We start from the raw sequence: 20190 nt of genomic DNA, 5'->3' as shown, positions 1-20190 counted from the left end.
TCGCCGCAGCGCTGCTCCGATGCCGGGGTCGGCGTGAAGAGCGCGCTCGATGCCCTAGGACTTAATACGGATGGAAAGCGCCGCGGATTTCGTAACGAGGCGGTGGCTTATGCTTTTACCAGGGCCAGCTGACGTAGGTCGATGCGGCCGGTGCGGAAGCCTGCCTCGCAGTAGGCGAGGTAATAGCGCCACATCCGACGGAAACGGTCGTCGAACCCGAGCGCAGCGATGCGCGGCCAGGACTCCTCGAAAGCGTGGCGCCAGCGCTTGAGCGTTTCCGCGTAGTGCAGGCCGTAGCACTCCTCCCCGGCATGGGCGAGGCCGGCCTGTTGCACCTTTTCCTTCATCACGGCTGGCGCGGGCAGCATGCCGCCGGGGAAGATGTAGCGCTGGATGAAGTCCGCGCTGCGGCGGTAGTTGTCCCACTGCGTGTCGTCGATCGTGATCGCTTGTAGGGCGGCTCGGCCGCCGGCGGTCAGCAGTTCGCGCAGGCGGGTGAAGTAGGTCGGCCACCAGTTTTCGCCGACCGCCTCGATCATCTCGATCGAGACGATGCGGTCGTACTGCCCCTCCAGGTCGCGGTAGTCGATCAACCGGACCTCGGCCCGGTCGTCCAGACCGGCGGCGGCAAGGCGCTTGGTCGTGTAGTCGCGCTGCGCCTGGGAGATCGTGATCGCGGTGACCCGGCAGCCGATCTCCCGCGCGGCGAATTCGGCGAAGCCGCCCCAGCCACAGCCGATCTCCAGCACGTGATGTTCCGGGCGGATTTCGGCCATCTGCGCCATCCGGCGGTACTTCTCGGTCTGCGCCGTCGCCAGGTCGGCGTCGGGCCGCGGGAACACGGCTGCGGAGTAGGTCATCGTGTGATCCAGCCACAGCCCGTAGAACGCGTTGCCCAGATCGTAGTGCGCGGCGATGTTCTTGCGCGCGCCGCGGCGGGTGTTCGGCCGCATCAGGTGCGTGATCCGCGACAGCGCGCGGCTGGTCGTCTGGCCGCGCAGGGTTGCGCCCAGCGCGGCGTCGTTGCGCGCGGCGAGTTCCATCACCGAGACCAGGTCGTCGGTTTCGCAATCGCCGTCCAGATAGGCTTCCGCGAAGCCGAGCGCGCCGCCGAACAGCATCTTCCGGGCGAACCGTGGGTGCCGGATGGTCAGACGGGCGTGTGGACCCGGTTGGCTGCCGTGGGTGACGATTTCCCGGCCGTCGGGCAGGGTCAGGTCCAGCCGGCCGACCGATAGCCGACGGGCTAGCGTCTCGATCACGCGCAGGCCGGCACGCCCACGCCCAGGGAAGGGAACGCTCGGAAGTCCGGTGCGCTCGCTGGTACTCATTCGGCGGCCTCACGTGTGGGATAGACGATCGTCACCGGCTGTTCGGGTGGGGCAGGCGACGTGTGAAAGCCGGCGCCACGGCGCCACAGCTTCAGCGCCTGCCAGTGGATCGCCCCGATCACCTTGAACGTCATCAATGGATGCGCCCCGAGGGCGCGCAGCAGGTTGGCGTCGGTGAGCGGTATCCGTCGGCCGACCTGGCTTGCGACCAGGATCTCTCCCGCCTCGACATGCTGGCGGATCACGGTCGCCTGCTTGTCGCCGGGTTCGCTGACGCGGAAATCGTAGCCGCCTTCCATTGGCATGAAGGGCGAAACGTGGAAGTCCTTGCGGCAGGCCTGGTGCAGCGCGTGGCCTGGACGATGCCCGTCCGGTACCGGGATCAGATAGTGGTGATGCTGGCCGAAGGTGTTGGAAACCTCGTAATCCACCGCCATCAGGCGGCCGTTGCGGTGGTAGCAGAACCACACGGTGAGCGGGTTGAAGGCGTAGCCCCATAGCCGCGGATAGGCCAGCAGGCGCACCGATCCCCCCTCCAGATCGATCCCGGCCTCGGCCAGCCGGGCGTCGATCCAGGGGCGCAGGGGCGAACCATCACGCGGCCCGTGGTCCTTCTGGTGGAAGGAGAAGACGTTGAAGCGGTCGAGCGAGAAAAGCCGTAGCCGCCGAGCCAACGTCGGAAGTTCCTCCAGGTCCGCCAGCAGCGTCACGACCTTGTAGTCGAAGCGGTGACGGAACGGCATCAGGCGCTTGTGCATGACCCCGGCGAAGTAGAGCGCCGAGGCTTGTGTGCGCGCAGGGGGAGGGGGCGTTGTTGCGGTCATCGGGCGCCTCGTGCGTCTGGCCTATTCTGCCGCGGCCTGTGGCGTCGGCTGGGCGCCGTCTGCGCAACGCGCCGCCGGGCTTGCCGGCGTGACATCCTCGCTCCAGGGAGGCGGAGCCCCGAGCGCCGACGCCACGGCAAGCCCGGCTTCCAGGCCGTCCTCGTGAAAGCCGTAGCCACAATAGCTGCCGCAGAACCAAGTGTGGTAGGCGCCCTGAATATAGGGCAGGCGTCCCTGTGCGGCGATGGCCGGGCCGTCGAAGACCGGGTGGGTGTAGGCCATCTCCGCGTGTACCGTGTCGGGCGCCGGTGCCGTCAGCGGGTTGAGCGAGACGAACAGGTTCCGACCCGGCAGGTTCTGCAGCCGGTTCATCCAGTAGGTCACGGAGACCTTGGCGCTGGCATCCTGTGTTCCGTCGCCGATGTAGTTCCAGGACGACCAGACAGCCCGGCGGCGCGGCATCAGGGTCGGGTCGCTGTGCAGATATGTCTGGTTGGCCTCGTACGTGAACGCGCCCAGCGTTTGCCGCTCGGCATCGCTGGCATCGTCGCCGAGGATGCGCAGGGCTTGGTCGCCGTGGGTGGCCAGCACGACCTGATCGAAATGGTGCGGGCCTGCGTCGGTGAACAGCGTCACACCGTCGCGACTCCGCCTGAGTGCACGAACCGGGGCGTTCGTATGGAAGCGCTCGTGACCGACGGCGTCCGCGATGCGTTGGACGTATTCCCGACTGCCGCCGGCCACCGTGCGCCACTGCGGCCGGCCGCGGATCAGCATCAGACCGTGGTTGTCCAGGAACTGAACGAAGCTGCGCACCGGAAAGCGCATGACCGCGTCGACCGGGCAGGACCAGATCGCGGCGGCCATCGGCAGCAGATGGTTGTAGGTGAAGTTGTCGCCGTAGCCGTTGTCCTGCAGATAGTCGCCCAGCGCCTGCATCGCCGCTGGATCCTCGGGGTCAAGCGCCAGCAGGGCCGGGGCCTCCTTGTAGAAGCGCAGGATCTGCCGGACCATCGCCCAGTAGGACGGTTTCAGGACGTTCGACGGCTGCGCCACCAGGCCGATCGGGCTGCCCGCATATTCCAGCCGTCCCTGGTCGAGCGAGACGGCGAACGACATGTCGGATCCCTCGGTCGGAGCGCCGATCTGGTCGAACAGACGGATCAGGTACGGGTAGTTGCGCGGATTATAGACGATGAAGCCGGTATCCACGGCTGTCGTCGTACCGTCCGGCCAGGCGACGTCCAAGGTGTTGGCGTGTCCGCCCAAGCGCGCCTCGGCCTCGAAAACAGTGACGTCGTGACGGCGTGAAAGAGCCCAGGCCGCACCGAGACCGGCGACCCCGCTTCCGACGACGGCGATACGCATTCCCACTCCAACCAGGATAACACAGCTCGACTAAGGACCCTGCCCCCACACTGCGTGGTCTGACGCCTTGGAAGGGCGCCAATTTACGCTTGTGCCTTCAATACGCGCGCCAAACAAGGCTGGATCACGTGTGTGCGGACGCGCGGTACGTGCTGTCGGCCCAGCCGCTCACGAAAATGTGTGCGGTGCGTCAAAAATCCGTCCCGGCCACTGATCCGTCCGCCAACCGGCCGCGTAGCTAGGAGAGAAAGCGACGAATGGATGAACGTGCATGCATCTGGAAAGGGCCAGTGACGGTCACCGGGTTCGCGGGGTGGAGCCGTCTTGGGTTGTGGCGTCGGCAAGTGGGCTCGTACAAAAAGGTATGGACCCTGAGTACGCCGACGAGATCGCGGGCGAGCTGACGCCCGCCCAGGCCGCCGACCTGTTGGACGCGCTCGCCGCTGGGCCCGACCGGCAGGCGTTTCGGCGTCTGTTTGCGCACTTCGCCCCCAGGGTGAAGTCCTACCTCCGTCGCCTCGGCGCGGAAGACCAGCTGTCGGAAGAGCTGGCGCAGGAGGTGATGCTGACGGTGTGGCGTCGTGCGCAGCTGTACGACCGCCATCAGGCTGGGGCCAGTACCTGGATTTTCACGATCGCGCGGAACAAGCGGATCGATGCGATCCGCCGCGACAAGCGGCCGGAACTGGACCCCGAGGATCCCGCGATCGTCCCGGAAGCCGAGACGCCGGCCGACCAGCAGGTCGAGGCCAGCCAGCGTCAGGCCCTGCTGCGCTCGGCGGTGCAGCGTCTGCCGGAGGCGCAGGCGACGTTGCTTCGTTTGTCGTACTTCGAGGAAAAGTCGCACAGCGCGATTGCCGAAGAGCTCGATTTGCCGTTGGGCACCGTCAAATCGCGCCTACGTCTCGCGCTTTCACGACTGAAGACGTTGCTGGAGGACGCAACTTAATGGCGCAGCATCTTGCACCCGACGACCTGCTGCAGGAGTACGCGGCCGGCAACCTGTCGGAGCCGTTGTCCCTGCTGGTCGCAACCCATGTCGTATTGTCGCCGCAAAGTCGTCGGACCCTGCGTTTCTACGAGGACGTTGGCGGCGCCCTGCTGGAGGAAAGCGAGCCTGTGCCCCTGGCTGACGACGCGTTCGAGGCTGTCATGGCGCGCATCGAGGCCGATGCGCCGGTGGTCGCCGATGGCGGGACGGCCAGGGCGCCGGCCGATGATGCGGAGCGGACCCGCGCGGCCCTGCCGGAGGGGGTGCGTATCGCTGCCGATGTACCTGCGCCGCTGCGGGACTACCTGGCTGGGGCGGCGGGGACGTCGGCCTGGCGCCAGCGCGGCGGCAGTGTCGCGGAACTCGACCTGCTGCCGGACGTTCCAGGTTATAAGACGCGGCTGCTGCGGATCGCAGCCGGCGCCGGCATTCCCCAGCACACGCACGATGGGGCTGAATATACGCTGGTGCTGGAAGGCAGCTTCACCGACGCGACCGGTCGCTACGCGCGGGGCGACGTTGCGGTCGCGGATGACGAGGTCACCCACCAGCCGGTGGCCGGTAAGGAATGTGATTGCATCTGCCTGGCGGTCACGGACGCACCGCTCAAGATGACCGGGCCGTTCGGGCGCATTTTGAACTACTTCGTGGATATGTGATCATCTTTGGGGTCCAAATGATCTAGGGGAGGCGGAGCCGCGTAAATAAGAACAGAGCCGTATAAGGCGAACGCTAGGCGGGCACGACGGGCTGATCTTCAACGGCAGGATGGAAGCTATGGTGTCCAGCGAGAGTATTGACAGCCAAGCCGCCACGCAGCGCTTTATCCGCGAGGCGATGAAAGCTCCCTTGCTGTCCCGCGAACGCGAGACCGATCTCGCCAAACGCTGGACCGAGGACCGCGACGAAGAGGCTCTCCACGAACTGGTGAGCGCCCACCACAGACTGGTGGTGTCACAAGCGACGGCCTACCGCGGCTATGGCCTGAACATGTCCGACCTGCTGCAAGAGGGCAACTTGGGTCTGATGCAGGCGGCCGCCCGGTTCGATCACGAGCGCGAGGTACGCTTCTCCACCTACGCGGTGTGGTGGATTCGCGCGGCCATTCAGGACTTTGTCCTGCGCAACTGGTCGATGGTGCGCCTGGGCACCACCACGCAGGAAAAGTCCTTGTTCTTCAATTTGCGCCGGTTGCGCGCGAAGATCGCCAGTGCCGATGGCAAGGTCAGCGACGTCGATGCGCGCGACAGGATCGCCAGTGAGCTGAAGGTACAACTCAGCCAGGTCGAGAACATGGAAGCTCGTCTGGCGGGACCGGACCAGTCGGCGAACGCGCCGCTGGGCGAGGATGGGTCTTCGGAGTGGCAGGACCTGTTGGTCGACGACGGCCCCTCGCCGGAAGACATGGTGCAGAAGTCGCGTGACAACGCGGTCCGCGGCAAGTGGCTGAAGGCCGCGCTCACCGCCTTGCCGGCGCGCGAGCAACACATCATCCGCGAACGCCACCTCAAGGAACAATCGACTACCCTCGCCGAACTGGGCGAGGAACTCGGCATCTCCAAGGAGCGGGTGCGTCAGATCGAGCACCGCGCCCTGCAGGAGTTGCGCAAGCGGGTGCTGAGCAGCGCCGACATGCCGGTGGACACAACCACTGGCGCCTAGTGGCGGTGTCCACGGGCACGGGGTCGCTGGCTCTGCCAGAACGCACCGACGCACTTCCGTTTTGCGACTGCGACGGCCCCCGGGGTTGCACCCCCGGGGGCCTTTTCATGTGCACCGGTCAGTGTCGGTGCAATGGTTTTTGAGGTACATCAAGGACAGCGACCCAGCGCTGTGGTCGGGTTCACACATGAGCACGATCACCGACGTCCCGACCCCCGCCGCCACCGTTGCGCCCACCGACAATGTCCAGCTCGCCACCACCGAGCTGCTGGAGAAGTATGATGGGCGCGTGCCGCGTTACACCAGCTATCCCACGGCGCCGCACTTCAGCGATAGGGTGACGCCTGGGGTCTACGCCCATTGGCTGCGTGACCTGCCCGAGGGTGCGCCGCTGTCGCTCTACCTGCACGTGCCGTTCTGCGACAGCCTGTGCTGGTTCTGCGGCTGCAATACGACCGTGGTGAACCGGCCGGAGCCGGTCGCACGCTACGTCGACCTGCTGTTGCAGGAAATCGACATGGTCGCGCGCACGATCGGGGACCGCAGGGCGGTGTCGCAGATCCACCTGGGCGGCGGCAGTCCGACGATCCTGAACGCCGAGCAGGTCCATCGCGTGTTCACGCGCCTGCGCCACAACTTCGATCTGCGTTCGGATGCCGAAGTCGCCGTCGAGATCGACCCGCGTGGGCTGTCGGAAGAGGTGATCGCGGCCTTCGCCGAGGCGGGCCTGTCCCGGGCGTCGATCGGCGTCCAGGATATCAATCCGAAGGTCCAGGACGCGATCAACCGTATCCAGTCGCACGAGACGACCACGCGGTGCGTTGAGCTGCTGCGCAAGCACGGGGTCAACAAGCTGAACCTCGACCTGATGTATGGCCTGCCGTACCAGGGGATCGACGATCTGCATGAGACGGTGCGCCAGAATCTGGAGTTGTCGCCGGATCGCGTGGCGGTGTTCGGCTATGCCCACGTGCCGTGGATGAAGAAGCATCAGAAGCTGATCCCGGAAGATGCCCTGCCGGGCACCGAGGAGCGCTGGCAGCAGTATCGCGAGGCTGCCGGCTGGCTGGTCGGCGCCGGCTATTGGCCGATCGGCCTGGATCACTTCGCCAAGCCGACGGACTCGATGGCCCAGGCGCTGCGCGAGGGCTGGCTGCATCGTAACTTCCAGGGCTACACGACCGACCAGGCCCCCGCACTGCTCGGCCTGGGGGCCTCGGCGATCGGCAAGACGCCGCAGGGGTACACGCAGAACCACCGCGACGTTCCGAACTATGCGGCGGCGATCAAGGATAGTCAGTTGCCCACGGTCAAAGGCGTGGCGATCGGGACCGACGATGCGATGCGCTCGGACGCGATTGAACAGGTGATGTGCTTCATGACCGTCGACGTGGGCGAGGTTGCGGAACGGCACGGTGCCGATCCGAGCGTGTTCGACAACGCGATCGAGCAGCTGCGTGAGATGGAGCAGGATGGTTTGCTGCGGATCACCGGTGGCCGCGTCACCGTGCTCGAAAGCGGGCGGCCGCTGTTGCGTACCGTGTCCAGTGTGTTCGACGCCTACCTCGAGTCTACCCAGCAGCGCCGTCACGCCAGCGCTGTATAAGGTGCGCCGCGCTTTATCCTGTCCCTCCGCCAGGTGAAGGAGGGACGGGATGAGGTGGTTGCCGCCGTCGTTGCCTGGAACACAAACGCCAGCTTGTCCCGGCGCGTCCACTGTCCTAGGCTCGCCTCTCAGACATTGCCGGCGGTTCCCGGGCGGCCCTCGCTCGGGATCAAGAGGGAACGGGGTGCGGCGTGCGTCGCCAAGGCCCCGGCTGTCCCCGCAACTGTAAGCGCTATCGGGCGCTCTGCCGTGTAGGCCACTGGCCGTCGTATCAGACGACGCAGCCGGGAAGGCGGGCAGGGCACGCGGCTCCGCGACGACGGGGCCGCAGGGCGCGAGCCAGGAGACCTGCCGCCGGCCCCAGACCGCGCCAACGCGGACGCCGCCCGGGCGGGGAAACCGGCGGTGCATGGCATGCCCTGGCCATCTCGTATTCAGGGCGGTGCCGTGCGCGTCCGCGCTGGCCTGAGCAGGGGCACAGGAAGCTCGGGCCGTCACATGATCTTGATCCCACAGGCAGGCGCATGAGCGCCCCCGCGACCCTGGTGCTGGGCGGTCAGCGCTCCGGCAAGAGCCGCTATGCGGAATCCCTCGTGGAGTCGCAGCCGGGCGCGTGCGTCTATCTCGCCACCGCCGAGCCGCATGACGGCGAGATGGCCCGCCGCATCGCCGAGCATCAAGCCCGCCGCGGCGAGCGCTGGTCGACCGTGGAGGCGCCGCTGGATCTGCCGGGCGCGCTGGCCTCGGCTGCCGCGCCGGGACGCACCGTGCTGGTCGACTGCCTGACCCTGTGGCTGTCCAATCTGCTGGGCCACGACCGCGACGTCGCGGTCGAGCGTGCACGCCTGTGCGACACGCTGGCGGCGCTGGCCGGTCCGGCGGTGCTGGTCTCCAATGAGGTTGGCCAGGGCGTGATCCCCGAGAACAAGCTGGCGCGCGCCTTCGTCGATCAGGCCGGGCGGCTGCACCAGGCCGTCGCGGCCGTGGCCGGACGTGTCGTCTTCGTCACCGCCGGCCTGCCGCAAACCCTGAAAGACATCCCGCACACCTGACTCCACCCCTCACGAACGGGCCCTTTGCCATGACCGCACCCGACGACAGCAGCACGTCTCCCGCCGCGCCGAGCGCGGACACGCAGACCACCAAGATCCCGACCACCGTGATCACCGGCTTCCTGGGCGCCGGCAAGACCTCGATGATCCGGCACATGTTGGAGAACGCCGGCGGCAAACGCCTGGCGTTGGTGATCAACGAATTCGGCGACCTGGGAGTCGACGGCGAGATCCTGAAGGGCTGCGGCATCGAGGGCTGCGGCGACGACGACGTCCTGGAACTCGCCAATGGCTGCATCTGCTGCACGGTCGCCGACGACTTCCTGCCGACCATGGAAAAGCTGGTGAACCGGGCGGAGAAGCCGGATCACATCGTGATCGAGACCAGCGGCCTCGCGCTGCCCAAGCCGCTGGTGCAGGCGTTCGGCTGGCCGGAAGTGCGCACCCGCGCGACCGTCGACGGCGTGATCGCGGTGATCGACGCGCCGGCGGTGGCCGATGGGCTGTTCACCTCCCGCCCCGACCAAGTACAGGCGTTGCGCGAGAGCGATCCCGCCCTCGACCACGAAAGTCCACTGGAGGAGGTGTTCGAGGATCAGATCAACTGCGCGGACATCGTGGTCCTGAACAAGACCGATCTGCTCTCCGCCGATGCGCTGGACAGGGTGGTCACCGACCTCAAGGCGAAGCTGCGTCCGGGCACCAAGCTGCTGCGCGCCGCCCATGGGGCGGTCGATCCGGAAGTCATGCTGGGCCTCGGCTCGGGCGTCGAGGACGACCTGGCCGGTCGTCCCTCGCACCACGACGACGAGGAAGAGCACGACCACGACGATTTCGAGACCTTCGCCATCGACTTCGACGAGCCCAAGAGCCCGCAGGAGATCATCGGTCGCATCCAACCCGCGGTCGAGCGCCATGGCGTTCTGCGCGTGAAGGGTTTTGCCAGCGTCGCCGGCAAGCCGATGCGCCTGGTGATCCAGGGCGTGGGTGGCCGGCTGCAGCACTACTACGACCGCGAACTGCGGGCCGACGAGCCGCGCGGCGGCCGCCTGGTCGTGATCGGCGAAACCGGCCTCGACCGCCAGGCGATCGAGACGGCGGTGAAGGGCTAACGGCCCGGGCCGCCAAACGAGGACGACGGGTACCGAGATGCATCTTCTGAAGGCCACGCCGGGTGGCGTGCAGGACGGGCAGGAAGCGGTCGACCTGGGTCAGGACCCGGGCGAGATCGTCGTGCTGTCCGCCGCTGATACCGAGCTCGCCAATCTGGCGCAGGCGCGCCAGGATCTGGGCGACGCCTATCCCGAGCTGCGGCTGGCGAACCTGATGCAGCTCGGCCACAACATGTCCGTCGATCTCTACCTGGAGCAGACGTGTTCCAGCGCGAAGCTGATCGTCGTGCGCCTGCTGGGCGGGGCCAACTACTGGCCCTACGGCGTCGAGCAGCTGCAGATGCTGGCGGAGACGCGCGGCATCCAGCTCGCCCTGCTGCCGGGCGACGATCAGCCGGACGCAGATCTGGCGCAGCGCTCCACAGTGGATGAGGACGCCTACCACCGCCTGTGGCAGTACTGCGTGCACGGCGGACCGGCGAACGCGCGCGCCTTCCTCGGCTACGCCGCGGAACTCGCCGGGCACGCCGGCTTCGACTGGGCGGAGCCGGCACCGCTGCTGCGCGCCGGTCTGTACTGGCCAGGGTGCGAGGCGCCGAGCCTGGACGACCTGCGCGCCGACTGGCTGGCGGACGCGCCGGTGGCGGCGATCGTGTTCTACCGTGCCCATGTGCAGGCGGCGAACTTGGCCCCGGTGGATGCGTTGATCCGGGAACTGCAAGCCGCCGGCGTCAACGCGCTGCCGCTCTTCTGCGCCAGCCTGAAGGAGCAGGTCAGCGCCGACACCGTCCGCCACCTGCTGACGCAGGCCGGCGCCGGCGTGGTGCTCAACGCCACCGGCTTTGCCGTCTCCAAGCCGGGGGCCGAACGCAGCGAGACGCCGTTCGACGCGATCGACGCGCCGGTGCTGCAGGTCGTCTTCTCCGGCGGCACCGAGCAGGCCTGGCGCGCGGGGACCAACGGTCTGGGCGCGCGCGACATCGCGATGAACGTGGCCCTGCCGGAAGTCGATGGCCGCATCCTGTCGCGGGCCGTCTCATTCAAGGCGGAGGCGCGCTTCGATCCCAAGACCCAGACCAGCGTTGTGGCCTATCAGCCGGTCGACAGCCGTGTACGCTTTGCCGCAAGATTGGCCGCCAACTGGCTGAAGCTGCGGCATAAATCGCCGCAAGACCGGCGTGTGGCAGTGATCCTGGCGAACTACCCGAACCGTGACGCGCGGATGGGCAACGGCGTCGGCCTGGATACGCCGGCGGGCACAGTGAATCTGCTGCGGGCGATGGCGGAGACGGGCTATCAGACCGGAGATATCCCCGAAAGCGGCAACGCGCTGATCGAGACGATCGCCGCCGGGCCGACCAACGCCGCACACGACGGCCGGGAGATCCGGGAGACGCTGGACCTTAGCACCTACCGTGCCTTCTTCGACCGGTTGCCGCAGAAGGTACGCGAGGAGGTGACGGAGCGCTGGGGCGCCCCCGAGAGCGACCCCTTCTTCTTGGGCGACCAGGACGCCTTTGCGCTGCCGGCTTACGTTCAAGGCAACACGGCGATCTGCCTGCAACCGGCGCGCGGCTACAACGTCGATCCCGAACAGACCTATCACGACCCGGACCTGGTGCCGCCGCACGGCTACTTCGCCTTCTACGCCTGGCTGCGCGAGGCCTTCGGCGCGGACGCGGCGATCCACATGGGTAAGCACGGCAACCTGGAATGGCTGCCGGGCAAGGCGCTGGCGCTGGACGAGAGCTGCTATCCCGAGGCCACGCTCGGCCCGCTGCCGCACCTCTACCCCTTCATCGTCAACGATCCGGGCGAGGGCACGCAGGCCAAGCGCCGCGCGCAGGCCGCGATCGTCGACCACCTGACCCCGCCGCTGACCCGCGCCGAAAGCTATGGCCCGTTGGCCGAGCTGGAGCGCCTGGCCGACGAGTACTACGAGGCCGCCGGCGTCGACCCGCGCCGGCTGGAATTGCTGGGTCGGGAGATCCTGGACCTGTCCGCGCGGATCGGGCTGGACCAGGACTGCGGGATCGAGCGCGGCGATGATACCGAAACGGCTTTAGGTAAGCTCGACAACTACCTCTGTGCGCTCAAGGAAATGCAGATCCGCGACGGGCTGCATGTGTTCGGTCAGGCGCCCGAGGGCCGGCTGCAGACCGATCTGCTGGTCGCGCTCACCCGCCTGCCGCGCGGCCAGGGCGACGGCGGCGATGCCAGCCTGATCCGCGCGCTCGCCGCCGACCTCGACTTGGATGAAGCGTTCGACCCGTTGGATTGCACCTTCGGCGATCCCTGGGACGGCCCGCGCCCGAATGTACTCGCCGATCTGGGCGAGGGCAGTTGGCGCACGACCGGCGACACGGTGGAGCGGCTGGAAAATCTGGCGCAGGCGCTGGTCGCCGGCGCGCGCCCGGCCGACGCTGCCTGGACGCGCACGCAGGCCGTGCTGGACACGCTCGCGAAGACCGTGCGCCCGGCGGTCGCCGACTGCGGCCCGCGCGAGCTCGCTGGCGTGCTGACCGGCCTCAACGGACGGTTCGTCGAGCCGGGGCCGTCGGGTGCACCGACGCGCGGGCGCTTGGACGTGCTGCCCACCGGGCGGAACTTCTATTCGGTCGACACCCGCGTGGTGCCGACGCCGGCCGCCTGGCAGCTCGGCTGGAAATCCGCCACGCGCCTGTTGGAGCGCCACCGCCAGGAGGAGGGCATGTGGCCGAAGTCGCTGGCGGTCAGCGCCTGGGGCACCGCCAACATGCGCACCGGCGGCGACGACCTGGCGCAGGTGTTGGCGCTGATGGGCGTGCAGCCGACTTGGGACACCGCCAGCCGCCGGGTCACCGGCTATGAGATCCTACCGCTTTCCGTGCTCGGTCGGCCGCGGGTCGACGTCACCCTGCGCGTCTCCGGTTTCTTCCGTGACGCCTTCCCGCATCAGATCGATCTGATCGACAGCGCCGCCCGCGCGGTTGCCGATTTGGACGAGCCGGCGGACCAGAACCCGCTCGCTGCTAAGGTAAAGGCCGATACACAAGCCCTTGAGAATGAAGGTATAGACGCCGATACGGCCCGGACCCGCGCCGGCCATCGGGTGTTTGGGTCCAAGCCGGGGGCGTACGGCGCCGGTCTGCAAGCGCTGATCGACGAGAAGGGCTGGGAAGAGACCGGCGATCTGGCGCGCGCCTACCTCGCCTGGGGCGGCTACGCCTATGGCGGCGGGAGCCAGGGCACGGCGGAGCATGCGCTGTTCGCCGAGCGCCTGGGGTCGGTCGAGGGCGTGGTGCACAACCAGGACAACCGCGAGCACGACCTGCTCGACAGCGACGACTACTACCAGTTCGAAGGCGGCCTGACCGCAACCGTCCGGCACCTGTCGGGTAGCCAGCCGAAGGTCTGGCACAACGACCATTCCCGCCCCGAAAGCCCGCAGATCCGCTCCCTGGAGGAAGAGGTCGCCCGGGTTGTGCGGGCCCGGGTCGTGAACCCGAAGTGGATCGCCGGCGTGATGCGCCACGGCTACAAGGGCGCGTTCGAGATGTCGGCGACGGTGGACTATCTGTTCGCCTTCGCCGCGACCGCGCATGCGGTCAAGGACCACCACTTCGACGCGGTCTACGAGGCCTATCTCGCCGACGACGCGGTCCGGGCGTTCCTGCACGAGAACAATCCCGAGGCCCTGACCGACATCGCCGACCGCCTGCTGGAAGCCCAGGACCGCAACCTGTGGCAGCCCAGGGGCAACACCACCCGGCCGTCGCTGCAAGCGATCAAGGCCGGCCAAAGCCCGGAGGACGTGGCATGAGCCAGGACGGGATGAGTGACGATCCCTACGCCCGCGACAACGAGAAGGCGCGCAAGCGTAAAGAGGCCCGCGACAAGATGCTGGCCGAGAAGACGATCGAGAAGGGCCTGACGATCGTCCACACCGGCAAGGGCAAGGGCAAGTCAACCGCCGCCTTTGGGCTGGTGTTCCGCGCCATCGGCAACGGCATGCGCGTGGGCGTCATCCAGTTCGTCAAGGGCAAGTGGGAGACCGGCGAGCGCTTCGCGTTGGAGAAGTTCCCCGACCAGGTGGAGATCTACCGCATGGGCGAGGGCTTCTCCTGGGAAACGCAGGACCGTGGCCGCGACATCCAGGCCGCCCGCGCCGCCTGGGACAAGGCCAAGGAGATGATCGAGGCCTGCCGCACCGAGCTGCCGCCGTTCGACATGCTGCTCCTGGACGAGCTCAACATCCCGCTGCGCTACGACAACCTACCGATCGACGAGGTGGTCGAGACGCTCAAGAACAAGCCGCACGACCTGCACGTCATCATCACCGGCCGCAACGCCAAGGACGAGCTGGTCGAGGTGGCCGACCTCGTCACCGACATGACCATGGTCAAGCACCCCTTCCGCGCGGGCGTGAAGGCGCAGAAGGGGATCGAGTTTTAAGGTGACGGGGGGCCAAATCACGGCGTGTGTCCCATGACCGCGCCCGCTCTCATGTTCCAGGGCACGGGCTCGGACGTCGGCAAGTCGGTGCTGGTGGCGGGGCTGGCGCGCGCTTTCGCCAACCGGGGCCTGCGCGTGCGCCCCTTCAAGCCGCAGAACATGTCGAACAACGCCGCCGTCACCCCGGGCGGTGGCGAGATCGGGCGGGCGCAGGCGCTGCAGGCGCGCGCGGCGCGCTGCGACCTCTCGACCGACCTGAATCCGGTGCTTTTGAAGCCGCAGACGGACGTCGGCGCGCAGATCGTCGTGCACGGCCAGGTGCGCGGCAACGCCGGCGCGCGCGAATACCAGCGCAGCAAGGGCGACCTGCTGCCGGACGTGCTCAAGAGCTACACTCGGCTGCGCGGGACGGCCGACCTCGTGCTGGTCGAGGGCGCGGGCAGCGCCAGCGAGGTCAACCTGCGCGCCGGCGACATCGCCAACATGGGCTTCGCCGAGGCGGCGCGCTGCCCGGTGGTGCTGATCGGCGACATCGACCGCGGCGGTGTGATCGCCAGCCTGGTCGGGACCTGGGCGCTGCTGCCGGAGGCCGAGCGGCCGCTGATCGCGGGCTACCTGATCAATAAGTTCCGTGGCGATACCTCGCTGTTCGATGGCGGTATCCGGGTGATCGGCGATCACACTGGCCTACGCTCCTTCGGCATCGTCACCTTCTTCCCCGAGGCGGCGAAGCTGCCGGCGGAGGATGCGCTCAGCCTGGAGAACCGGCGGGCGGAGACGCGCGGCAGTGCCGCGATCAAGGTCGCGGTGCCGATGCTCTCGCGCATCGCCAACTTCGACGATCTCGATCCGCTGTCGGCGGAGCCGGACGTCGAGGTCACGTTCGTCCCGCGCGGCCGGGCGCTGCCGGGTGACGCCGACCTCGTGGTGCTGCCGGGTTCCAAGGCGACGCTGGCCGATCTGAAGGTGATGCGGGAGCAGGGCTGGGACGTCGACTTGACCGCGCATCGCCGACGCGGCGGCTGGATCCTGGGGCTGTGCGGCGGCTACCAGATGCTGGGGCGCACGCTGGCCGACCCGCACGGCACCGAAGGGCCGGCCGACGCGGCCGAGGGGCTGGGCTGGCTTGAGGTCGATACTGAACTCGCCGGCGACAAGCGGCTGGTCGCGGCCGAGGGGCGCTGCCGGCTGACGAACGCGGCGGTGCAGGGCTATGAGATGCACATCGGTCGGACGAGTGGCCCTGGGTTGGAGCGGCCGTTGCTGGACCTAAACGGGCGGTCTGACGGCGCGGTGTCCGAGGACGGCCGGGTGCTTGGCAGCTACTTGCACGGCCTGTTCGCAAGCGACGCTTTCCGCCACGCCTTCCTCGCCCGTCTGAAGGATCGGCATGCAAGCGGCCTCGCCTACGAGGCGGAGGTCGAGGCGACGCTGGACAAGCTCGCCGCCCATCTGGAGGACTGCCTGGACCTCGACGCCCTGCTGGAGGCCGCACGCCATGCAGGGTAGGGGAATTAGGGGCGTTGGCCCCCGTCGGGCGTGCGTCGACACGCCCCACGGTTGCCGCCTACAAGAAGAACGCCCCTGCGCCGATCAGACCGGCGATCACCACGCCGCTGGCGACATAGAGGTCCAGCACCTGCTTCAGATCGCGCACCGTAAGCTCGGCGCGGCCGTCGCCCATCCAGGCGTCGTCGACCTTTTCGCGGCCGTACATCCGCGGGCCCGCCAGCGCCAGGCCGAGGGTGCCGGCGAGCGCGGCTTCCGGCCAGCCGGCGTTGGGCGAGCGGTGCTTTGGCGCGTCGCGCCAGGCGACCGTGAGCGCGCGCCACGGCTTGGAGCCACCGATGAACACCGAGGCGAGCGCGATCACCAGCACCGACAGGCGGGCGAACGGCCAGTTCGCCGCGTCGTCGATCCGCGCGGCCCAGCGGCCGAAGTCGGTGTAGCGTTCGTTTTTATGGCCGATCATCGAGTCCAGCGTGTTGATCGCCTTGTAGGCGAACAGGCCCGGCAGGCCGAACAGGGCGAACCAGCCAATCGGCGCCACGACGCCGTCGGAGAAGTTTTCGGCGGCACTCTCCGCGGCGGCGCGGGCGACGCCATGTTCGTCGAGCGTGTTCGGGTTGCGGCCGACGATATCGGCGACCGCGCCCCGGCCCTGGGCCAGACCCTTGTCCAGTTCGACCGTGACGGTTTTGACCGCCTCGTAAAGCCCGCGGAAGGCGAGCAGGCTGGACGCGATCGCGGCTTCCGCGACCCAGCCGAACGGGAAGGTCAGCAGACGCGTCAGTGCGAAACCGACGAGTGCGCAGACCAGGATCACGAACAGCGACAGCAGGCCACCCTTCAGCCGGCGGCTGCGCGGCGGGTCGGCTGCGCGGTTCAGCCGCGCTTCCGCCCAGCCGATTGCCTTGCCGACCACCACGACCGGGTGCCAGACGCGCTTGTACAGCCAGGCGGGGTCGCCGACCGCGGCGTCCAGCGCGAAGGCGAGCAGCAGCACGGTGAACAGGGCGAATGGGCCGGGATGGCCGGAGAGCCAGGGAATCAACATGGCGGGAGGCTTAGCAGGCCCACGCCGACGATCAACCGCTTTGCGCGATCCATGGCCCGCAGGCTAGGGTCCCGCGCAAATTTGGAGGAGGAAATAAAGCGATGAACGAGCAGACGGCGATCATGGTCTGCGGCCACGGCAGCCGGGACGAGGCCGCGATTCGGGAGTTCCAGTCGGTCTGGCAGGGTATTCACGCCCGCATGCCGGAGTACGACATCGAAAGCGGATTCCTGGAATTCGCCAACCCCGTGATCAACGACGGACTCGACAAGCTGCGCCAGCGCGGCGCCAAGCACGTGCTGGCGGTGCCGGGCATGCTGTTCGCCGCCGGCCACGCCAAGAACGATATCCCGAGCGTGCTCTCGACCTACGAGGCGCGCCATCCGGAGATGAAGATCACCTACGCCCGCGATCTGGGCGTCGATCCCAAGCTGATCCGCGCCAGCGGCGAACGGATCGAGGAGGTGATCGGCCACCTCTCCCGCGAGGAACGGCAGCAGACCCTGCTGATGTTCGTCGGCCGGGGCGCCAGCGACCCGGACGCCAACGCCAACGTCGCCAAGTGCATGCGCCTGGTCTGGGAAGGCCTGGGCTTCGGCTGGGGCGAGGTGTCCTACTCCGGCGTCACCTTCCCGGGCGTGAAGGTCGGGATGGAGCACGCCGCCAAGCTCGGCTTCAAGCGGATCGTGGTTTTCCCTTACTTCCTGTTCACAGGCGTGCTGGTGCGCCGGATCTACGCCCATGCCGACTTGGTCGCCGAGCAGCACCCGGAGATCGAGGTGATCAAGGCGCCCTATCTGGCCGACCATCCGCTGGTGCTCGACGCTTTCGCCGACCGGGTGCAGGAGATGCTGACCGGCGGCAACGACATGAACTGCAAGCTGTGCAAGTACCGCGACACCATCCTCGGCTTCGAGGACGAGGTCGGCCTGCCGCAGGAAAGCCACCACCACCATGTCGAGGGCATCGGCACCGGCGAGGCGGCCAGCAACGGACACGACCATGGTCACGATCACGGGCACAGCCATGATCACGGGCATGGCCACGATCATGACCATCATCATCACCATGAACACGCCCACGGCGAGGCGACGCACAGCCATGCCCACGCGCATGCCGAGGCACACGCCGGCCATGGTCATGCGCATAGTCATGGCCACGGGCACAGCCATGGACACGGTCATGGCCACGGCCACGATCACCACCATCATCCCTACCCGCAGAAGGACCACCCGCTGGGTCCGCAGGCGGTGAAGGGTCTACAGGTGGATTCCACCCACGCCACCTTCTCCGAACGCACCGGTCCGCGGGCCGGCGGCACCCCGGACGAGCCCGGTACCCGCCAGAGCTGAGGCTCGCAGCGCGCTCTTCCTCTGCAATCCGACGAGACCTCACGTGGACTACCTCCGCGATCCCAAGGCGATCTATGCCGAGTCCTTCCGCCAGGTGCGCGCGGCGAGCGATCTGTCGCGCGTGCCAGCAGGGCTGGAATCCGTAGCCCTGCGGCTGGTGCACGCCTGCGGCATGCCGGAGGTGCTGGACGACCTCGTCTGGTCGGACGACCTGGCGGCAAGCGCCCGGCAGGCGCTTGCGGACGGCGCACCGGTGCTGGCGGACTGCCGAATGGTCGCGGAAGGCGTGATCCGCAGCCGCCTGCCGGCCGACAACGCGGTGATCTGCACCTTGCAGGATGCGCGCGTACCCGCATTGGCACGCGAGCTGGAGACCACCCGCTCGGCCGCCGCGGTCGAGCTGTGGCGGGACCGGCTGGCGGGCGCGGTGGTGGCGGTCGGCAATGCGCCGACCGCGCTGTTCCACCTCTTGGAGTTGCTGCAAGACGGCGGGCCGAAGCCGGCGGCGATCCTGGGCTTTCCGGTCGGCTTCGTCGGCGCTGCGGAGAGCAAGGAGGCGCTCGCCAGCGGCGCTCACGGCGTGCCCTACCTGGCGCTGCAGGGCCGCAAGGGCGGGTCCGCGCTCGCCGCCGCGGCCGTCAACGCGCTCGCTTCGGAGAGCCTGTCATGAACGAACACCTGATCGAGGTGGTCGGGATCGGCGAAGACGGCTGGGACGGCCTGTCCCCGGCCGCGCGCCAGCTCGTCGAGGGGGCCGACCTGCTGGTCGGCGGCGACCGGCACTTGGAACTGGTCCCGGACACGGGCGCAGAGCGGCTGGCCTGGCCCAAGCCGCTCGCCGAGGCGTTCGAGACGCTCGACCGGCGCAGCGCGGAAGGGACGGTGGTCGTGCTCGCCACCGGCAACCCGCTGTGGTACGGGGTCGCCAACATGCTGGTCCGGCGCTTCGGCGCCGAGCGGGTGCGGGTGCGCCCCAACGCCAGCGCCTTCGACCTGGCCTGCGCGCGGCTTGGCTGGTCGGAAGCGGATGTCGATACGCTCACCCTGCACGGTCGGCCGCCGGCGCTGATCCAGACCTTCATTCAGCCAGGCGCGCGTCTGCTGGTTTTGAGCGCAGGGCAAGAGACGCCGGGGCAGGTGGCGGAGATCCTGAGCCGGCGCGGCTTCGGCCCGTCCAAACTGGCGGTGATGGAACATCTGGGCGGCCCGCGTGAGCGGATCGTCGCCGGCACGGCCGAAAGCTGGGACCCGGGCGATCTCGCCGACCTCAACGTGCTCGCGGTGCACTGCCGGCCCGGTGCGGACGCGCAGGTGCTGAGCACCGTGCCCGGCCTGCCTGACGACGCCTATAGCCACGACGGTCAACTGACCAAGCGGGAGGTCCGCGCGGCCACGCTGGCCGCGCTGCAGCCGGGGCCGGAGCAGCACCTCTGGGACGTCGGCGCGGGCTGTGGTTCGGTCGGCATCGAATGGATGCGCGCGGCGCGTGGGGCGACGGCCGTGGCGGTCGAGCCGAAGACCGAGCGCGTCGGCATGATCGCGGACAACGCGCTGGCGCTGGGCGTGCCGGGCTTGCAGATCGTCGCCGGCCGCGCGCCCGAGGAACTCGCCGGTCTCGACGCGCCGGACGCGGTGTTCGTCGGCGGTGGGGTGCACAGCGGGGACATCCTGCCGGCCTGCTGGCAGGCGTTGAAGCCGGGCGGCCGTCTGGTCGCCAACGCGGTGACGCTGGCGGGGGAGGCGGCGCTCGTCGCCTGGCACGGCGAGCACGGCGGCGAGCTGACCCGCCTGCAAATCTCCCGCGCCGAGCCGATCGGCCCCCACCACGGCTGGCGCCCGCTAATGGCGGTGACGCAACTCAAGGCGGTCAAGCCGTGGGCGTGAGGGACGCCGCGATCCCG

Annotated in this window: 16 protein-coding genes and 1 riboswitch; of the genes, 12 read left to right on the top strand and 4 right to left on the bottom strand. The window is 68.3% G+C overall.

Translation table 11 applies throughout. The features are described from left to right. Nucleotides 1–107: 107 nt before the first annotated feature. From RHOSA_RS0114100 to RHOSA_RS22640, 3 genes are read right to left on the bottom strand one after another with little or no spacing between them, the layout of a single operon-like run. Nucleotides 108–1331: an SAM-dependent methyltransferase gene (locus RHOSA_RS0114100; protein ID WP_027289176.1), complete on the bottom strand. Its 1224-nt coding sequence runs from the start codon at nt 1329–1331 to the stop codon at nt 108–110. Then, complete coding sequence (locus RHOSA_RS0114095; RefSeq protein ID WP_027289175.1) at nt 1328–2155, bottom strand: DUF1365 domain-containing protein; 828 nt, start codon at nt 2153–2155, stop codon at nt 1328–1330. Before RHOSA_RS0114095 ends, RHOSA_RS0114100 begins: the two co-directional genes overlap by 4 nt. A 21-nt stretch (nt 2156–2176) precedes the next feature. Beyond that, nucleotides 2177–3523, bottom strand: a complete 1347-nt coding sequence (locus tag RHOSA_RS22640) for an NAD(P)/FAD-dependent oxidoreductase (RefSeq protein WP_037256386.1) — start codon at nt 3521–3523, stop codon at nt 2177–2179. Nucleotides 3524–3887: 364 nt separating this feature from the next. On the opposite strand from RHOSA_RS22640, the gene RHOSA_RS0114085 reads away from it, so the two are divergent. The 9 genes from RHOSA_RS0114085 to RHOSA_RS0114045 all read left to right on the top strand — a co-directional run bounded on the left by RHOSA_RS0114085 (nt 3888) and on the right by RHOSA_RS0114045 (nt 15889). After that, the gene (locus tag RHOSA_RS0114085; RefSeq protein ID WP_051432157.1) at nt 3888–4472 is read left to right on the top strand and encodes a sigma-70 family RNA polymerase sigma factor; all 585 of its coding nucleotides are present in this window, start codon (nt 3888–3890) and stop codon (nt 4470–4472) included. Then, entirely contained in the window at nt 4472–5173 is a 702-nt protein-coding gene (locus RHOSA_RS0114080) for a ChrR family anti-sigma-E factor (RefSeq protein WP_027289173.1), read from the top strand. Before RHOSA_RS0114085 ends, RHOSA_RS0114080 begins: the two co-directional genes overlap by 1 nt. A gap of 118 nt (nt 5174–5291) precedes the next feature. Then, nucleotides 5292–6176 carry an RNA polymerase factor sigma-32 gene (locus tag RHOSA_RS0114075; protein WP_027289172.1) on the top strand — a complete coding sequence of 295 codons (885 nt, stop codon included), beginning with the start codon at nt 5292–5294 and terminating at the stop codon, nt 6174–6176. Between the two features lie 187 nt (nt 6177–6363). Continuing rightward, nucleotides 6364–7782, top strand: a complete 1419-nt coding sequence (gene hemN, locus RHOSA_RS0114070; RefSeq protein WP_081728734.1) for an oxygen-independent coproporphyrinogen III oxidase — start codon at nt 6364–6366, stop codon at nt 7780–7782. A gap of 125 nt (nt 7783–7907) precedes the next feature. Beyond that, nucleotides 7908–8152: riboswitch (cobalamin riboswitch) on the top strand. Between the two features lie 154 nt (nt 8153–8306). Further along, nucleotides 8307–8834, top strand: coding sequence for a bifunctional adenosylcobinamide kinase/adenosylcobinamide-phosphate guanylyltransferase (cobU, locus tag RHOSA_RS0114065; protein WP_027289170.1), 528 nt, complete (start codon nt 8307–8309; stop codon nt 8832–8834). Between the two features lie 29 nt (nt 8835–8863). Further along, nucleotides 8864–9946 carry a cobalamin biosynthesis protein CobW gene (cobW, locus tag RHOSA_RS0114060; RefSeq protein WP_051432156.1) on the top strand — a complete coding sequence of 361 codons (1083 nt, stop codon included), beginning with the start codon at nt 8864–8866 and terminating at the stop codon, nt 9944–9946. A gap of 37 nt (nt 9947–9983) precedes the next feature. Continuing rightward, nucleotides 9984–13748, top strand: coding sequence for a cobaltochelatase subunit CobN (gene cobN, locus RHOSA_RS0114055; protein ID WP_027289168.1), 3765 nt, complete (start codon nt 9984–9986; stop codon nt 13746–13748). Beyond that, the gene (cobO, locus tag RHOSA_RS0114050; protein ID WP_037256384.1) at nt 13745–14380 is read left to right on the top strand and encodes a cob(I)yrinic acid a,c-diamide adenosyltransferase; all 636 of its coding nucleotides are present in this window, start codon (nt 13745–13747) and stop codon (nt 14378–14380) included. Before cobN ends, cobO begins: the two co-directional genes overlap by 4 nt. Nucleotides 14381–14413: 33 nt before the next feature. Then, entirely contained in the window at nt 14414–15889 is a 1476-nt protein-coding gene (locus tag RHOSA_RS0114045) for a cobyric acid synthase (RefSeq protein ID WP_027289166.1), read from the top strand. A 58-nt stretch (nt 15890–15947) separates the two neighbouring features. Here RHOSA_RS0114045 and cbiB read toward each other — a convergent pair whose 3' ends face one another. Beyond that, nucleotides 15948–16937: an adenosylcobinamide-phosphate synthase CbiB gene (cbiB, locus tag RHOSA_RS0114040; RefSeq protein ID WP_027289165.1), complete on the bottom strand. Its 990-nt coding sequence runs from the start codon at nt 16935–16937 to the stop codon at nt 15948–15950. A 101-nt stretch (nt 16938–17038) separates the two neighbouring features. Here cbiB and RHOSA_RS22635 point away from each other — a divergent pair, with 101 nt between their 5' ends. Genes RHOSA_RS22635 through RHOSA_RS0114025 form a run of 3 tightly spaced genes read left to right on the top strand, consistent with a single transcriptional unit; the run spans nt 17039 to nt 20173 of the window. Then, a complete protein-coding gene (locus RHOSA_RS22635; protein ID WP_081728733.1) occupies nt 17039–18289 on the top strand; it encodes a sirohydrochlorin chelatase in 1251 nt (416 codons plus the stop codon). Nucleotides 18290–18332: 43 nt separating this feature from the next. Beyond that, entirely contained in the window at nt 18333–18959 is a 627-nt protein-coding gene (locus RHOSA_RS0114030; RefSeq protein WP_027289164.1) for a precorrin-8X methylmutase, read from the top strand. After that, a complete protein-coding gene (locus tag RHOSA_RS0114025; protein WP_027289163.1) occupies nt 18956–20173 on the top strand; it encodes a bifunctional cobalt-precorrin-7 (C(5))-methyltransferase/cobalt-precorrin-6B (C(15))-methyltransferase in 1218 nt (405 codons plus the stop codon). Before RHOSA_RS0114030 ends, RHOSA_RS0114025 begins: the two co-directional genes overlap by 4 nt. The last annotated feature ends 17 nt before the right edge of the window (nt 20174–20190 follow it).

Origin of the sequence: Rhodovibrio salinarum DSM 9154, from assembly GCF_000515255.1 — a bacterium.
Classification (GTDB): domain Bacteria; phylum Pseudomonadota; class Alphaproteobacteria; order Kiloniellales; family Rhodovibrionaceae; genus Rhodovibrio; species Rhodovibrio salinarum.
Note: the sequence above shows the minus strand (reverse complement) of the source record. Positions and strands in the feature narration are given on the sequence as shown.

Excerpts from the sequence above, each read along its gene's own strand:
- cobO (WP_037256384.1), top strand. The coding sequence starts at position 13,745 with ATGAGCCAGGACGGGATGAGTGACGATCCCTACGCCCGCGACAACGAG.
- RHOSA_RS0114095 (WP_027289175.1), bottom strand. The coding sequence starts at position 2,155 with ATGACCGCAACAACGCCCCCTCCCCCTGCGCGCACACAAGCCTCGGCG.
- cobN (WP_027289168.1), top strand. The coding sequence starts at position 9,984 with ATGCATCTTCTGAAGGCCACGCCGGGTGGCGTGCAGGACGGGCAGGAA.
- cobW (WP_051432156.1), top strand. The coding sequence starts at position 8,864 with ATGACCGCACCCGACGACAGCAGCACGTCTCCCGCCGCGCCGAGCGCG.
- RHOSA_RS0114085 (WP_051432157.1), top strand. The coding sequence starts at position 3,888 with ATGGACCCTGAGTACGCCGACGAGATCGCGGGCGAGCTGACGCCCGCC.
- RHOSA_RS0114045 (WP_027289166.1), top strand. The coding sequence starts at position 14,414 with ATGACCGCGCCCGCTCTCATGTTCCAGGGCACGGGCTCGGACGTCGGC.
- hemN (WP_081728734.1), top strand. The coding sequence starts at position 6,364 with ATGAGCACGATCACCGACGTCCCGACCCCCGCCGCCACCGTTGCGCCC.
- RHOSA_RS22640 (WP_037256386.1), bottom strand. The coding sequence starts at position 3,523 with ATGCGTATCGCCGTCGTCGGAAGCGGGGTCGCCGGTCTCGGTGCGGCC.
- RHOSA_RS0114025 (WP_027289163.1), top strand. The coding sequence starts at position 18,956 with ATGAACGAACACCTGATCGAGGTGGTCGGGATCGGCGAAGACGGCTGG.
- cobU (WP_027289170.1), top strand. The coding sequence starts at position 8,307 with ATGAGCGCCCCCGCGACCCTGGTGCTGGGCGGTCAGCGCTCCGGCAAG.
- cbiB (WP_027289165.1), bottom strand. The coding sequence starts at position 16,937 with ATGTTGATTCCCTGGCTCTCCGGCCATCCCGGCCCATTCGCCCTGTTC.
- RHOSA_RS22635 (WP_081728733.1), top strand. The coding sequence starts at position 17,039 with ATGAACGAGCAGACGGCGATCATGGTCTGCGGCCACGGCAGCCGGGAC.
- RHOSA_RS0114080 (WP_027289173.1), top strand. The coding sequence starts at position 4,472 with ATGGCGCAGCATCTTGCACCCGACGACCTGCTGCAGGAGTACGCGGCC.
- RHOSA_RS0114075 (WP_027289172.1), top strand. The coding sequence starts at position 5,292 with ATGGTGTCCAGCGAGAGTATTGACAGCCAAGCCGCCACGCAGCGCTTT.
- RHOSA_RS0114100 (WP_027289176.1), bottom strand. The coding sequence starts at position 1,331 with ATGAGTACCAGCGAGCGCACCGGACTTCCGAGCGTTCCCTTCCCTGGG.